General features: G+C 71.3%; 15 protein-coding genes. 11 read left to right on the top strand and 4 right to left on the bottom strand.

The window, feature by feature from the left end; genetic code table 11:
* The first annotated feature begins 48 nt into the window (after nt 1-48).
* Nucleotides 49-171, top strand: coding sequence for a PmrA (locus ACH4VO_RS28070; protein WP_360993691.1), 123 nt, complete (start codon nt 49-51; stop codon nt 169-171).
* Between the two features lie 182 nt (nt 172-353).
* Here ACH4VO_RS28070 and ACH4VO_RS28065 read toward each other — a convergent pair whose 3' ends face one another.
* Both ACH4VO_RS28065 and ACH4VO_RS28060 read right to left on the bottom strand, forming a co-directional pair.
* Nucleotides 354-1,172, bottom strand: coding sequence for a DUF2690 domain-containing protein (locus ACH4VO_RS28065; RefSeq protein ID WP_360993688.1), 819 nt, complete (start codon nt 1,170-1,172; stop codon nt 354-356).
* A complete protein-coding gene (locus ACH4VO_RS28060; RefSeq protein ID WP_360993685.1) occupies nt 1,169-2,053 on the bottom strand; it encodes a peptidoglycan-binding protein in 885 nt (294 codons plus the stop codon). The genes ACH4VO_RS28065 and ACH4VO_RS28060 overlap by 4 nt, the downstream gene beginning before the upstream one ends.
* Nucleotides 2,054-2,385: 332 nt before the next feature.
* Between ACH4VO_RS28060 and ACH4VO_RS28055 the strand changes: the two genes are divergently transcribed.
* Together ACH4VO_RS28055 and ACH4VO_RS28050 are read left to right on the top strand one after the other, a co-directional pair.
* Nucleotides 2,386-2,733: a hypothetical protein gene (locus ACH4VO_RS28055; RefSeq protein ID WP_360993683.1), complete on the top strand. Its 348-nt coding sequence runs from the start codon at nt 2,386-2,388 to the stop codon at nt 2,731-2,733.
* Nucleotides 2,734-2,753: 20 nt separating this feature from the next.
* Nucleotides 2,754-3,191, top strand: coding sequence for a hypothetical protein (locus ACH4VO_RS28050; RefSeq protein WP_360993680.1), 438 nt, complete (start codon nt 2,754-2,756; stop codon nt 3,189-3,191).
* A gap of 592 nt (nt 3,192-3,783) precedes the next feature.
* On the opposite strand, the gene ACH4VO_RS28045 is transcribed toward ACH4VO_RS28050, so the two are convergent.
* A complete protein-coding gene (locus tag ACH4VO_RS28045) occupies nt 3,784-4,524 on the bottom strand; it encodes an SDR family oxidoreductase (protein WP_360993677.1) in 741 nt (246 codons plus the stop codon).
* 95 nt (nt 4,525-4,619) lie between these two features.
* Between ACH4VO_RS28045 and ACH4VO_RS28040 the strand changes: the two genes are divergently transcribed.
* A complete protein-coding gene (locus tag ACH4VO_RS28040; RefSeq protein ID WP_360993674.1) occupies nt 4,620-5,180 on the top strand; it encodes a TetR/AcrR family transcriptional regulator in 561 nt (186 codons plus the stop codon).
* 401 nt (nt 5,181-5,581) lie between these two features.
* Nucleotides 5,582-5,950, top strand: coding sequence for a VOC family protein (locus ACH4VO_RS28035; protein ID WP_360993671.1), 369 nt, complete (start codon nt 5,582-5,584; stop codon nt 5,948-5,950).
* 123 nt (nt 5,951-6,073) lie between these two features.
* Here ACH4VO_RS28035 and ACH4VO_RS28030 read toward each other — a convergent pair whose 3' ends face one another.
* Nucleotides 6,074-6,496, bottom strand: a complete 423-nt coding sequence (locus ACH4VO_RS28030) for a VOC family protein (RefSeq protein WP_360993669.1) — start codon at nt 6,494-6,496, stop codon at nt 6,074-6,076.
* 158 nt (nt 6,497-6,654) lie between these two features.
* On the opposite strand from ACH4VO_RS28030, the gene ACH4VO_RS28025 reads away from it, so the two are divergent.
* The 6 genes from ACH4VO_RS28025 (at nt 6,655) to ACH4VO_RS28000 (ending at nt 13,049) form a co-directional block, all read left to right on the top strand.
* The gene (locus ACH4VO_RS28025; protein ID WP_360993666.1) at nt 6,655-7,686 is read left to right on the top strand and encodes a WYL domain-containing protein; all 1,032 of its coding nucleotides are present in this window, start codon (nt 6,655-6,657) and stop codon (nt 7,684-7,686) included.
* Between the two features lie 335 nt (nt 7,687-8,021).
* The gene (locus ACH4VO_RS28020; RefSeq protein ID WP_360993663.1) at nt 8,022-8,843 is read left to right on the top strand and encodes a helix-turn-helix transcriptional regulator; all 822 of its coding nucleotides are present in this window, start codon (nt 8,022-8,024) and stop codon (nt 8,841-8,843) included.
* Nucleotides 8,844-9,135: 292 nt separating this feature from the next.
* Nucleotides 9,136-10,077 carry an NADP-dependent oxidoreductase gene (locus tag ACH4VO_RS28015; protein WP_360993660.1) on the top strand — a complete coding sequence of 314 codons (942 nt, stop codon included), beginning with the start codon at nt 9,136-9,138 and terminating at the stop codon, nt 10,075-10,077.
* A gap of 186 nt (nt 10,078-10,263) precedes the next feature.
* Nucleotides 10,264-11,238, top strand: a complete 975-nt coding sequence (locus ACH4VO_RS28010; protein ID WP_360993657.1) for an alpha/beta hydrolase — start codon at nt 10,264-10,266, stop codon at nt 11,236-11,238.
* A 212-nt stretch (nt 11,239-11,450) separates the two neighbouring features.
* A complete protein-coding gene (locus ACH4VO_RS28005) occupies nt 11,451-12,515 on the top strand; it encodes an alkene reductase (RefSeq protein WP_360993654.1) in 1,065 nt (354 codons plus the stop codon).
* Nucleotides 12,516-12,518: 3 nt separating this feature from the next.
* A complete protein-coding gene (locus ACH4VO_RS28000) occupies nt 12,519-13,049 on the top strand; it encodes an SRPBCC family protein (RefSeq protein WP_360993651.1) in 531 nt (176 codons plus the stop codon).
* Nucleotides 13,050-13,444: the final 395 nt, after the last annotated feature.

Below are 13,444 nucleotides of genomic sequence, written 5' to 3'. Positions count from 1 at the left end.
TGAGGACGTGCGATCAGCGCGGACACGGAGGACGGCACCTCCACCCCGATGGTGCTGGCCCGCTCCCGCCACGCATCCGTCGAGTCCCTGGAGGGATACGCCCGTCCCGGCGTCGACCCGGTCGCCCGGCACGTCGCCGAGCGCGACCCCGCTGCACGCCGCCGCACGTGAATCCGAGCAGATCAAGGCTTCGAGATCATCTCGCTGCCCCTTCGGCGCGGACCTCGGTCACCTCCCGTGAGGGCCGGCCCGGCACGCGCCTTCGCGCGAGCGGTTCACCTCGCTGCACGACGCGCACGTCGGCCGGGGACGACACCCGCGTCGACGCCGCTCCTCACGTGCGCGTCATGGGGTCATGGGCGGTAGCACTCGCGGGCCGCGCCGTCGGCGGGCAGGAAACAGAGCCGCAGATCGGACCGGTGGTCTCCGCCGAGCATCGGGGTGAAGCGGTACGCGTTCGTATCGGCCGTGGTCCGGATGACCACACGGCGCGGCGGTACGCCGGGCACCGAGACCTCGACCGCGTCCCCGACCCGCGTGTGCCAGACCCGCCCCCACGCTGCGGCGCACACCGTGCTGTACCGGAGCTCCACCTGTGCGCCGGTACGGGTGCGGTGGTGCGGCCCGAGCACGTCGGCACGGCCGGGCAGGCCGCAGAACATCCGGGCGGGGTCCTTGCCGTCGCATGCCCTGCCCCGGCAGCCGGGGGCCGGATCCAGTGCCGGGGAGCCCGGCATCACCGGATCGCCGAAGGTGTGGTTCGGCAGCCACAGGGCGGCGGTCAGCGCGGCGGCCGCCACAGCGGCTCCGGCGCCGAGGGCTGGCAGGCGCCGCCGCGTGGCCTGCCGGGTGTGGGGAGTCGTCCGCCCCCCGTCCGGTGTACCCGGCCCCGGGGAGGTCGGCGGCCGAGCGGTGGAGCGGGCGCGTCCGCTCCACTCGGCGTCGGCCAGCTCCCAGAGTGCGAGAAGCCGCCCGGGATGCTCACCCGCCATGGCGCAGAGCGTCTCGACGGCCTGCCGGGGAGCCGGCAGCTTGCCGTTGAGATAGCGCTCCCAGGAGGACTTGCTGTACGGCGTGCGCTCGGCCAGGGCCGCCAGGCTCAGGCCCGTGCGGGCCCGTACCGCGCGGAGTCCCTCGGCCAGAGCGGCGCATTCGGGTGCGGGGGTGGTCATTCGCGCAGCACCTCCCAGGTGTGGGGGCCCACGATGCCGTCCGCCGGCAGCCCCGCCTTCTTCTGCAGCCGCACGACCGCCGCGATCGTCTGCTGTCCGTAGACTCCGTCGACGACGCCGGGGTCCATCCTGTGGTGCCTCAGCAGGCACTGGGCCTCCACCACGTCCCAGCCCGGTCCGGCGAGGACGGCGGTGCGGGTCGTGCTGTAGCCGGCGACCAGGACGCCCTTGTCCGGGCCGCCGACCCGGTGCACCGTGCAGGGATAGGACGTACCCGGTACGAACACGTAACCCGCCGGCCCGTGCGTGACGGGCACGGACCGGGCGGAGGAACCGGACGGTACGGGCGGTCCGTGGGACGCCGTACCCGCTCCGCCGCTGTCGCGGTCACCGGGCAGTGTTTCGCTCGCCAGCACCCCCACCCCCAGCCCCACGACCGCGGCCACGGCCACGGCGACGGCGAAGACGGACCTGGGGACTCCCGCCCGACGCCCGCTGAGCACCGAGGCGCGCCCCTCGTCAGGGGGCGCCGCCGGTACGGCCGGACCGGCGGCGCCCTGCCGCTCCTCGTCCTCCTCGCTCTCCACGTCGGCCGACGGCGACGGCGCGGCCCGCTGCTGCCACGCCTGCTCGGCCACGGCGTACAGGACCAGCAACCGGGTCGGTTCCGTCTCCGTGATCCGAGCCAGTTCCTCCACCGCGCGACGTGGGGGCAGCGCCTTTCCGTTCAGCCAACGCTCCCACGACGACCGGCTGTATTCCGTCCTGGCCGCGAGCGAGGTGAGGCTCAGCCCGCTGCGGTCCTTCATTCTCCTCAGCTGTACGACCAGCTGACGGACTCTCCGGTCAAGCAGATCCGGCAGTGCCTTCCAACGCGGCATGGCTCGCTCCGTCAAGCGTCAGGGCCGTGGAGCCCTCCACCCTCTTCGTATTCCGACCGTGGTCAACCCGGGCGCAGGCTCCTGGTTACTGCCCCCACCCCCCGCCCGTACCTTGTCGGCCACTCCGCACAGCGGTCCGGTGTCCCGGCAATCCGGCATCCCGCCCCATGTCTTCGCAGGTCAACGCGGGGGACGTCCCACGGTGTCCCACCCGCCCCGAGTCCCCTGGCCCGGTTCGAGATTGGCCAGCAATCTCGGTAGGGCCACGCCGGACGGTGCGGCCCGGTCCACCGCTCGCACCGTTCACCCGTCACGACGGAGAAGGAGAAGTCATGCGCAGTATCACATCGGCTCTCGCCGCGTCAGCCGCAGCAACCGCCCTCGCCCTGGGCCTCGTCGGCGGCGCCACGGCCGCCGACCGGGCCGACACCGGACAGGACCGCAGGGCCGGACAGGTCGCCGCCGCCGGGACCGCCCCCGCCTGCATCGAACGCACGAGTGTCACGAACAAACCCGAGGGGGGAGTCCGGGTCCACCTCCGCAACTTCTGCGGCAGGACCATGCACGTCAAAGTGATCGTCAAGAACTGGTCGGACAGCGGGTGCACGTCCATGCCCAACGGGTCCGGCTGGCTCTTCCAGACGGTCGGCGGCCGGTACGACCGGACCGTGGTCTGCTGAGCGGGAAGGGGAGAGGGCTCATGAACATCGCCACCAGGACGCTCCTCGTCGCTACGGCGACCCTTACGGGGCTCGCGGGCACCGCGCTGCCGGCCGTGTCGTCCCCCACCGGCGCGCCCACCGCAGCCTCGAACTCGTGCCCGGTCAAGGCGTGGGGCTACCGGGGCCACTACATGTGCGGCACGGACCTGAAGGCCGGCTACATCGACTGGAACCGGGACGGGCGGACCGACGAGGTCTTCGTCATCGCGCCGAACCGCCACATCTGGCACACCTGGAAGAACGCCGGGGGCTGGAAGGAGATGCCGGGCCACGGGCGTGCCGACGACATGGTGGGGGACAACGGCACCGGCTCACCGCGCCGTTGCGTCATCGTCTACGTGATCAAGAAGGGCTACCGCTACTACCAGAACTGCCACTACAACGGCAGGTGGCACAACTGGACCACCAGCGGCTGATGCGCCTGCCTCAGCCGCGCCCCGTACAGGGCCGGGCCTCCGGGGACGTCCTGACGGACGCCCGGGGGCCCGGGGGCGTGGCCGGGCACCCGGGGCACGCTTCCCGTCCGACCGTGCGGGGGGCGTTGGGGGACGATGCCCACGCGCGCGGGGTGAACTGGCTGGGGTGGCTCACCCTGGCGACGACCGGCGCCGGATGCGCCGCCGCGGTCGCGGTCCTGGCCCGCACCGGACGCCTCACCCGTTCCACCCCGCAGCCGACGACGGCCCGAGCATCCGGCACTGACGAACGTGGCGGCGGGGCAGGAGGCGCGGCCTTCGCCACCACGCCAGCATCCTGAAGGTGGAGAAGCGGCTGCTCATGGCCCTCGTATCGGTACCGACAGCGCTCACGGGCGGCCTTCGCCCGGATGGGCCCTGCTGTGGTTCGCTCCCCCGGGCACGGCGGTCCGCGCCTTACGGAGTGGTTTTCAGTACCTCCGGGGATACGCGCCCGAGCGGGTCGCTCGCGTGGGGCACTCACCTGGCTTGGCCTGCACAAGCGGCCTTTGAGTGCGCGTTTCCGCTCTCACGTGGCCGGGGACAGCTGGTGTCACGCCTGGACGGTGGGGCGAACGGTGATATCGCCGATCTCGACGTCGCCGGGCTGCTCGATGGCGAAGGCCACCGCACGGGCAACTGCCGCCGGAGGAATGCCCACCGCGTCCATGTTCTTTCGTGTCTGCTCGCGGAGGTGCGGGTCGGTCATGGAGTCGGCGAGATCGGTACGGACGTATCCCGGCGAGACGGCTGTCGTGCGCACCACCCCGTCGGTGGACTCGGTGCGCAGACCTTCGTGGATGGTGCGCACCGCGTTCTTGGTCGCCGCGTAGACGGCCATCGAGGGGGACACGGTCAGCCCGGCCACGGAGACGATGCTCACCACGTGGCCCGCCCCTTGCGCGCGGAAGGCGGGCAGTGCGGCGGCGATGCCGTTGAGCGTGCCGCGAAGGTTGACATCGATCATGGCCGACCAGCTCTCGGTGTCCAGGTCGGCCAGTGGGCTGATCGGGGCGACGCCGGCGTTGTTCACCAGCACGTCGAGACGGCCGTACCGGTCGATGGTGGTGGAGACCAGGCGCTGCAGGTCCTCGGCCTGGGTGACGTCGACGACGCACGTGGCGGCACGGCCCCCCTCCTCCCGGATGTCCTGCGCTATGGCGTCGATGCGCTCACTGCGGCGCGCCGCGAGGACGACCGCGGCACCGCGTCGGGCGAGCAGACGGGCCGTGGCCTCGCCGATGCCGCCACTGGCTCCGGTGATGGCGACGATCTTGCCGTGAAGAGAGAGCACTACTGCCTCCGAGTAAAGTGGACACGTGTCCGCTGGATGACCCACCCTACCGGACACGTGTCCGTTTGTGGTGGGGGGAACGTCAGGAGAGGCCTATGAGCGCACCAGCACGCCGTCCGGATGCGGCGCAGAACCGGACCCGCATCCTGGAGGCCGCCCGGGCGGCCCTTGCCGAGTCCAGCGACGTCCACCTCAACGAGATCGCCAAGCGCGCCGGCGTAGGACAGGGAACGCTCTACCGGAACTTCCCCAACCGCGAAGCGCTCCTCGCCGAGGTCTACCGGCGCGATGTCGACGAACTCGTGGCCGCCGCCTCCGCTCTGCTGGCGGACCACGAGCCCGCGGAAGCCTTGCGTCACTGGCTCGACCGAGTGATCGACTACGCCGAGATCAAGCGCGGCGTCCTGGCAGCGCTCGAGGCGGCGGCGTGGCAGGACCTTGTCGCCCACAGCCACAACCCCATCGAGGGCGCCCTCGGTCAGCTGCTGGACGCCGGGAAGGCAGCAGGTACCATCCGCGCGGACGCGGACGCCCACGGGGTCCTCCTGCTCATCGCCTACCTCAGCCGACTGGACCGGGACGAGTGGGACTCAAGGGCGCGGCCTCTGATGAACGTCATCCTCGACGGTCTTGCCCGGCACGGCGCGGGCCGGTGAGGGCGAAGGACCGGCAGGAATCGTCCGGCGGTTCGCCAAGGGGAAGCGACCGGCACCGCTGACTGGCTCATGGCCGGTGCCGAGGCCCGTCGGGCATCCGTGGCCCGGACCTCTCGTGTCGTGACCGCGGCACTCGCGGCCGGCAGTCGCGGCGGCCTTGACCGGAAGACCGACCGGAAGTCGATCCACGGTGGCGACCGCGCGGGAGCCGGGATCCTCCAGGCGCCCCACTACTCAGGTCGGACGACGTCGGGTTCCGCGGCGGGCGCCGGCCTACGTGGTCTCGCGCTGGTCCTGGCGCCCGTCCGTGGTAGGGAGAGTCCGGCGGGGCGGACGTGCCGATGAGTTCTCCCTCCTCGAACAGTCCACCCAGCGACACGACCGTTCTCGACAGGAGTGCCATGTCCACCATCCAGCCAGTGATCGTCACTGCCGACCAGGACGTCCTGCTCGGCTTCTACACACAATTGTTCGGCGCTGAGGAGATCTCCCGGGTACCGGCGGAGGGCACGCCCTTCTACCTCGGCCTGCGCATCGGCGACACCGATCTCGGGCTGGTGGCCGACGCGAACGTGGAGGCTGGCGCTGCGTCACGGATTTTGCTCAGCATCGGTGTCGAGGACGTCGACGAGACGCTCGGCCGGGTGGTGGCGCTGGGTGGCTCGGTCCACGGCGGCCCCAACGACATGCCGTGGGGACAGCGCGTCGCCCACATCCGGGACCCCGACGGCAATCCGGTGAACCTCACTCAGCCGATCCCCACCCGGTGACGCCGCTCCGGGGACAGGTGCTGATCGTGCACCGCCCGCGGAATGTGCCCGCGCCGTCCGGGCCGCCCGTGTGACTGCGGCAGCCCGGACGGCGTAGGCATAGTCAGGTGCAGGTCAGCTGGTTCAGCCGTTGTACGGAGCGGTGACGTCCAGGACCCAGGTGACGCCGAAACGGTCGGTGAGCATGCCGTACAGCGACGCCCACTGGGCCGGCTCCAGCGGACTCACGACGGTCGAGCCCTCCGCGAGCTTGTCCCACAGGGCGCTGATCTCCTCGGCGTCGTCTCCCCGCACCGAGACGAAGAACGGGTTCTCGCCCTGGTTCCAGGGCAGTTGCGAGGGCACGTCGTAGGCCATGACGTGGAAGCCGTTGTCGCCGGCCACCTCGCCCCACATCAGCCAGTCCGCCTCGCTCTCGTTCCGTACGGCGCCCGCGTCCTCGTAGGTGACCGCGACAGTACGCCCGCCGAAGACGGACCCGTAGAAGTCCAGCGCCTCCCGCGCGGTGCCCCGGAAGTTCAGGTGAGTGGTGGTCGTGACGGACATGACCTGCTCCTTGCCTCGATGTGTGACACATGTGCGCCGTCGGCCGCCGACGCGTAGCGGCGGCCGGTACCAGGGGGCTTGCCTCCCGGACGGCTCGTACGCACGATGGCAGGGGTGGAGGACAGGGTGTGTCCGGTACTTCAGGGACCATGGAGGGCATGCACCAGACGTCCGCTCGGCTGCTCGCGCTGCTCTCGCTCCTTCAGACGACCCGTCACTGGTCCGGCGATGATCTCGCCGGGCGTCTCGGCGTCACCTCACGCACCGTCCGCCGTGACATCGACCGCCTGCGCGCACTCGACTACCCGATCACGACCGTGAAAGGGCCGGCCGGCGGCTACCGCCTGGAGGCGGGCGCTCACCTGCCGCCCCTGCTCTTCGACGACGAGCAGGCCGTCGCCCTGGCCGTCGCGCTGCGGACGGCGGCCGTCGGCACCACCGTCGCCGAAGACGCTTCCCGCGCGCTGGCCACCCTCCGCCAGGTCATGCCGCCCCGCCTGCGCCACCGCATCGACCTGCTGCACATCACCGCCGTCCCACCGCCCGCGGCGGCCGGCGACACCCCCCAGGTCGACGCGCAGGTCCTGATGGAGCTGAGCCGGGCCGTCCACGCCCACGAGGAACTGCGCTTCGACTACGTACCGGGCCCAGGCACCCCGACCCGGGCCGATGAAGCCCGTCGTGTGCAGCCCCACCACCTCGTCGTCCGGCACCATCGCTGGTACCTGGTGGCCTGGGACCTCCACCGCGAGGACTGGCGTACCTTCCGCGCCGACCGAGTCCGCCCTCGCGTACCCACCGGTCCCCGCTTCGCCCCGCGCGACCTCCCCGGCGGCACCGTCTCCGCGTTCGTCACCAGCCGATTCCGCGGCAACGACGGCACCACCACCGACTGGCCCTGCCGAGGCGAGGTCGTTCTCGACCGCCCGGCCGCCGATGTCGCGCCCTTCGCCCAGGACGGGATCGTCGTGGAACTCGGCCCCCGCCGCTGCCGACTCGTCCTCGGCTCCTGGTCATGGGCCGGGCTCGCTGCCGCCATCGGTCGCTTCGACACCGACATCGAGGTCATCGGCCCGCCTGAACTGGCCAACGCTTTCGGGGCTCTCGCCGCCCGCTACGCCCGAGCAGCCCGCACCACGGGACAGGAGACCGGTTCCGGCGCGGTGAGAACGGAGCGCACCACGCCGTAGGGAACGACGCCCTCGTTCACCTCGGCGACGGCACCACCCGGACGAAGGATCTGTCCACCTCGGTGGTCGCACTGCCGGTTCCCAGGGTTGTCCCGCACTTCCCGGTGGATCGGCGCGCGGCGTCGGATACGGTGCATCGCACGGCGGAGCGTCCGCATACGGGATGTATGGGGATGTTCCGACAATGCGGCGAGGTGCCGTAGCTGTCGTCGCGCGCCCGCCGGGAAGTGCGGGACAGCCCTTAGACAGGGACAACTTGTCCGGGGTTAGAACTGCCCTTCATCCGGTCTCCGGTTCGCGTCAAGATTGCGCTGTCGAACAGAGGAGGTCGGACGATGGACCGGGCGTTGCTGGCAGATTTTCTCCGAGCGCGTCGTGAGGCGTTGCAGCCGGAGGATGTCGGGCTTCCCCGCGGGCAGCGGCGCCGCACCGGCGGGCTGCGCCGCGAGGAGGTGGCGGTGCTGGCCGGGATGTCGGCCGACTACTACAGCCGGATCGAGCAGCAGCGGGGTCCGGTGCCGTCGGAGCGGATGCTCGACGCGCTCGCCCGGGCGCTGCGCCTCAACCCGAGCGAGCAGGACCACCTGTTCCTTCTGGGCGGGAACCCGGCGCCGCGGCGGATCCCGCGGGGCGACTACGTCGGCCCCACGATGACGCGGATCGTCGCCGGCCTCTCGGACGTGCCCGCCATCGTGCTGTCGCGGCTCGGTGAGGCGTTGCTGCAGACGCCCCCGGCGGTCGCCCTGCTCGGTGACTACACCCAGTACTCGGGCATGTCCCGTTACCTGGTCTACCGCTGGTTCACCGGTGATCCGCGGGTTCGCAGCCTGTACCCCGTCGAGGACCATCCGATACGGGGCAGGGTCTTCGCCGCGGAGATCCGGGACGCGTACACGGCGGACCCCGCAGGGAAAGCCGGCGAGATCGTCGCGGCGCTGTTGGAGGCCAGCTCCGAGTTCGCGAACATCTGGCGGTTGCACGAGGTGGGAGTGACCCATCATCACGACCTCAAGCGCTACCTGCACCCCGAGTTGGGTGAGCTGGAGCTGTACGCCGAGATGCTGCTGGATCCGGAGCAGTGTCAGACGCTGCTGGTGTTCAGCGCCGTGCCCGGTTCCTCGAGCCACGGCAAGCTTCAGCTCCTGACCGCCGTCTAGGCCGTGTATCGAAAGTCCCGCCTGCCCGGCGGTGTCCGGCACGCACACTCGCCGCGTTGTCGGGATCGCCCCGATACATCCAGTATCGGGGCGACCCTCCGCCTTGCGATCGCACGCACCGGACACCGCCGAGCCTGCCCTTCGGGCAGACGGCGCTACTTTCGACACACGCCCTAGCGACTGTCGCCCCTCACACCCCCTGAAGGCACTGCCTCGTAGCCGAGGCGTGCCCGGGTCTCACGATGCTTCAGATGCGAGGCATCTCCCCCTGCCCTGAAAGGTGGCATTTGTCATGAAATCAGTGCGTTTCCATGAGTACGGCACTCCGGACGTCTTGCGTTACGAGGACGTGGAACAGCCGGTCCCCGCGGCCGGGGAGGTGCGGATCCGGGTGGCGGCGACGTCGTTCAACCCGGTCGACGGCAACATTCGCGCGGGCTTCATGCAGGGCCCCATCCCGGTGACCCTGCCGCACACCCCCGGCATCGACGTCGCGGGCACGGTCGACGCGCTGGGCGAAGGCGCGGACAGGGTCAGGGTGGGTGACCAGGTCGTGGGTTTCCTTCCCATGACCGGCGCCGGCGCGGCGGCGGAGTACGTGCTCGCACCGGCCGGCCTGCTGACGGCGGCGCCCGCGAGCATCCCGCTGGCCGATGCGGGCGGGCTGCCGCTGGTCGGGCTCACAGCCTGGCAGGCCCTCTTCGACCACGCCAAGCTCACTGCCGGCCAGCGGGTGCTGATCAACGGTGCTGGAGGCGCGGTCGGCGGTTACGCCGTCCAGCTGGCCAAGCACGCCGGCGCACACGTGATCGCCACGGCCGGGCCGCGCAGCAGTGAACGCGTCAGGACGGCGGGTGCCGACGAGGTGTTCGGCCACGGGGTCCCCGAACTGTCCGCGCTGGTCGATGTCGTGCTCAACCTCGCACCGGTCGATCCGATGCAACTGGCCGCGTTGACCTCCGTGGTCCGCGACGGCGGCATCGTGGTGAACACCACGGTGTGGATGCCCGCGCCTTCCGACGAGGAGCGCGGCGTGCGCGGCGTCAACCTCTTCGTCAACAGCGACGCCGCGCAGCTCGCGAGGCTCGTCACGCTGGTCGACTCCGGAGCGCTGCGCGTCGACATCGCTCGACGGGTGCCGCTGGCCGAGCTGCCGGCGCTGCACGCGGAGGCCGCGGAAGGCGCGCTCTCCGGCAAGGTCCTCGTCCTTCCCACCGCCGCTTCTCTTACCTAAGGGCTGTCCCGCACCGCCCTACGGGTCGCGTGCCCCCGCGAGCGGTCGACCCGTCGCGGGAGGCTGCGCTCTGCCGTGCCTGCCGGACCTGGCAGAGCGCAGCCTCCCGCGATCCATGCCAGCCCCAGCCACATTTTACCGGGGCCACACGGCCCCACACCCCACGCCTCACACCGGCTCAGAACCATGAGCCAGAAAGACAGGACCGCCATGTCACTCGGTTTCGACCCCGAGTTCGCCCAGGTTTTCGCCCCCATGGCCGAGGCCATGGCCCACGCCATACCCCCCGCGGTCGGCGACGTGCCCGCCCGCCGCGCCATGTGGGAGCCGATCATCGGTGCCGCCTCGGCGGCCCAGCCGGTCCCGGCCGACGTCACGACCGCCGAGTACCACGCAACCGCCGACGACGGCACACAGATCCTCATGCGCTGGTACGCCAAGACCGGCGCCGCAGCGGGGCCGGCGGTGCTGTTCCTCCACGGTGGCGGCTACATCTTCGGCCACATCGGCCTGTTCGACGGACCGGTCTCGCGTTACGTCTCCGCCAGCGGGGTGCCGATGCTGTCGGTCGAGTACCGCCGGGCCCCCGAGCATCCGTTCCCGACACCGGTCGAGGACGCCTACACCGCCCTGAGCTGGCTGCACGAGCACGCCGGCGAACTGGGCGTCGACCGGGGCAGGATCGCAGTGATGGGCGACAGCGCCGGGGGCGGACTGGCTGCGGCTCTGTCGATCCTCACCCGGGAGCGCGGCGGTCCGGCGATCGCCCGGCAGATCCTGCTCATGCCGATGCTCGACGACCGCGCCACCACGCCCGACCCGCACATCGAGCCGTACCTGCTGTGGTCCTACGACGACAGCCGCACCGCGTGGCCGGCGCTGCTCGGCGACGCGGCGGGCGGGCCGGACGTCCCCGCCACGGCGGCTCCCGCCCGCCTGGAGGACGCGACCGGTCTGCCCCCGGCCTACATCGAGGTCGGCCAGCTCGACGCCTTCCGCGACGAGGACCTCGCCTACGCGACCAAGCTCAGCCGGGCCGGCGTCCCCGTGGAGTTCCACCTGCACCCCGGCGTCCCGCACGAATTCGACTCCATCGCCTTCACCACCGACGTCGCCCGCCGCGCCATCGCCGACCGCGTCCGCGTCCTCGCCTCCCTCTAGCCGTGTAGCGAAAGTCCCGTCTGTCTGGCGGCGTCTGGCACGCGCACTCGCCGCCTTGTCGGGATCATCCCGATACGCCCAGGATCGGTACACCCCTCTGCCGTGCGATTGCACGCACCGGACGCCGCCGGGCCTGCCCTCCGGGCAGACGACGCCACTTTCGCAACACGGCCCAGCCCCTTCACTCCCACCCCATCAGAAAGCGCTCACCCATGACTGTCTGGACCCCCACGACCATCGGTGCCATGAGACTGCCGCACCGGCTCGTCATGGCGCCCATGAGCCGTGACCGCTCCCTGGCGGACGGCACTCCCAGCGAGCTCAATGTCGAGTACTACCGGCAACGGGCCTCCATGGCCCTGATCATCACCGAGGGCACCCAGCCTTCCGAAGACGGTCAGGGCTACCTGCTGACGCCGGGAATCCACACCGACGCGCACATCGCCGGCTGGCGCAAGGTCACCGACGCCGTCCACGCCGAGGGCGGGCGCATCGTGGTCCAGCTCATGCATGCCGGCCGTATCTCCCACCCGGACAACACCCCGCACCACCGCACCCCGGTCGCCCCCTCGGCCGTACAGCCCAAGGGCGTCATGTTCACCGCCACCGGCCTCCAGCAGATGCCCGTCCCCCGGGCCCTCACCGCCGACGAGATCGCCGGTGTGGTCGACGAGTTCCGCCGTGCGGCGGCGGCAGCCGTCGCCGCCGGATTCGACGGCGTGGAGATCCACGGCGGGAACGGCTACCTCGTCCACCAGTTCCTCTCCTCCCACACCAACGAGCGCACCGACCGGTACGGCGGCTCCGTCGCCCACCGCATCCGCTTCGCGACCGAGGTGACGTCCGCGGTGGCCGCCGAGATCGGCGCCGACCGCACCGGCCTGCGCATCTCTCCCGGCAACCCCTACAACGACATCACCGAGCCCGACACGCACGACGTCTACCCGGCGCTGCTCAGCGCCATCGACCCGCTCGGCCTCGCCTACCTGCACCTCATCCAGGGCCCCGACGAGGAACTCCTGCAGCACGTACGCCGGCAGTGGTCCACGGCACTGATCGTCAACCGCGGCGGCACCCCGCTCGGCACCCGCTTCGCCGACATCGACTCAGGTCTGGCCGACGCCGTCTCGGTCGGTGCCACGGCCCTGGCCAACCCCGACCTGCCACGCCGCGTCCGCACGGGCGCCCCGCTCAACGAGCCCGACCCGGCCACCTTCTACGGCGGCGACCACCGCGGCTACACCGACTACCCCACCCTCCCCTCGGCGGAGAGCTGAACCATGACCACCCTCCTCATCGGCCCGGCCGACAAGACCGTCACCATCACCGTCCAGCAGCGGACCCGCACGGCACCCCAGGACGCCTTCCACATCCTGGCGCCCATCGACCTCCCCACCGTCTTCCGCCCGGTGGCGCCGTTCCCCGGCATCAGCGGCGTGAAGAACCAGACCGAGGCCTGGGACCACGCGGGCCCGCGAAGAAATCCGCAGTTCGACGACGGCTCCCAGGCCGACGAAGAACTCACCGAGTACGTACCGGGCTCCAGCTTCGCCTACCAGCTGACCGGCTTCACCAACGTCCTCTCCCGCCTCGCGGCCGGCATCCGGGGCGAGTTCAACGTCAACCCCGACGGAGACGGCACACTCATCCGCTGGACCTACGAGTTCAAGCCGCTGCCCGGCCGTCGCTGGATCCTCGCCGGCCCCTTCACCCCGCTCTGGCGCCGCTACATGGTGGCCGCCCTCGACCGGTGCGTCCACGTCATCGAGACACAGGACAAGAGCGCGCAGGCGCTGCACCGGGCCGGGTGACGGCCCGAAGCTCCGCGGCTCCGATCCGCGAACGAGCCCACCCGGCGGACATCCGGGCAGCTGGCAGCTGGCAGCAGACCGGCGATGCCGGCCACAGCCGCGGAAAGCTCGTCCTCGCCGTCGGCTGACCCCCTCCCGCAGAGCCGGCGCACGCACCTGCGGGGCCGGCCCCGCACAGCCGGCGGCGAACCGGCCGCTCGTCTCCGGTCGGGGCGCGCCCACGGAAGATGCGAATACGTCGTGGGCACGCCACCCCCTTGCCTGCTCCGCCCAGGATGCGCTCTGGGGGGGGCGAACCCCGCCCCCTTGCCCCGCTCCGCAGGAGTCCGATTCCGTCCCGGCCCCGAAGGCCGGAGTTTCCTTGGAGGTCCCCGATGACCATGGCCTATCTGGCG

The organism is Streptomyces sp. NPDC020780 (assembly GCF_044334475.1).
Lineage (GTDB): Bacteria > Actinomycetota > Actinomycetes > Streptomycetales > Streptomycetaceae > Streptomyces.
This window is presented reverse-complemented; position numbering and strand designations above follow the sequence as displayed.

Excerpts from the sequence above, each read along its gene's own strand:
- ACH4VO_RS28010 (WP_360993657.1), top strand. The coding sequence starts at position 10,264 with ATGAGCCAGAAAGACAGGACCGCCATGTCACTCGGTTTCGACCCCGAG.
- ACH4VO_RS28050 (WP_360993680.1), top strand. The coding sequence starts at position 2,754 with ATGAACATCGCCACCAGGACGCTCCTCGTCGCTACGGCGACCCTTACG.
- ACH4VO_RS28070 (WP_360993691.1), top strand. The coding sequence starts at position 49 with ATGGTGCTGGCCCGCTCCCGCCACGCATCCGTCGAGTCCCTGGAGGGA.
- ACH4VO_RS28005 (WP_360993654.1), top strand. The coding sequence starts at position 11,451 with ATGACTGTCTGGACCCCCACGACCATCGGTGCCATGAGACTGCCGCAC.
- ACH4VO_RS28040 (WP_360993674.1), top strand. The coding sequence starts at position 4,620 with ATGAGCGCACCAGCACGCCGTCCGGATGCGGCGCAGAACCGGACCCGC.
- ACH4VO_RS28000 (WP_360993651.1), top strand. The coding sequence starts at position 12,519 with ATGACCACCCTCCTCATCGGCCCGGCCGACAAGACCGTCACCATCACC.
- ACH4VO_RS28065 (WP_360993688.1), bottom strand. The coding sequence starts at position 1,172 with ATGACCACCCCCGCACCCGAATGCGCCGCTCTGGCCGAGGGACTCCGC.
- ACH4VO_RS28055 (WP_360993683.1), top strand. The coding sequence starts at position 2,386 with ATGCGCAGTATCACATCGGCTCTCGCCGCGTCAGCCGCAGCAACCGCC.
- ACH4VO_RS28015 (WP_360993660.1), top strand. The coding sequence starts at position 9,136 with ATGAAATCAGTGCGTTTCCATGAGTACGGCACTCCGGACGTCTTGCGT.
- ACH4VO_RS28035 (WP_360993671.1), top strand. The coding sequence starts at position 5,582 with ATGTCCACCATCCAGCCAGTGATCGTCACTGCCGACCAGGACGTCCTG.
- ACH4VO_RS28030 (WP_360993669.1), bottom strand. The coding sequence starts at position 6,496 with ATGTCCGTCACGACCACCACTCACCTGAACTTCCGGGGCACCGCGCGG.
- ACH4VO_RS28020 (WP_360993663.1), top strand. The coding sequence starts at position 8,022 with ATGGACCGGGCGTTGCTGGCAGATTTTCTCCGAGCGCGTCGTGAGGCG.
- ACH4VO_RS28025 (WP_360993666.1), top strand. The coding sequence starts at position 6,655 with ATGCACCAGACGTCCGCTCGGCTGCTCGCGCTGCTCTCGCTCCTTCAG.
- ACH4VO_RS28060 (WP_360993685.1), bottom strand. The coding sequence starts at position 2,053 with ATGCCGCGTTGGAAGGCACTGCCGGATCTGCTTGACCGGAGAGTCCGT.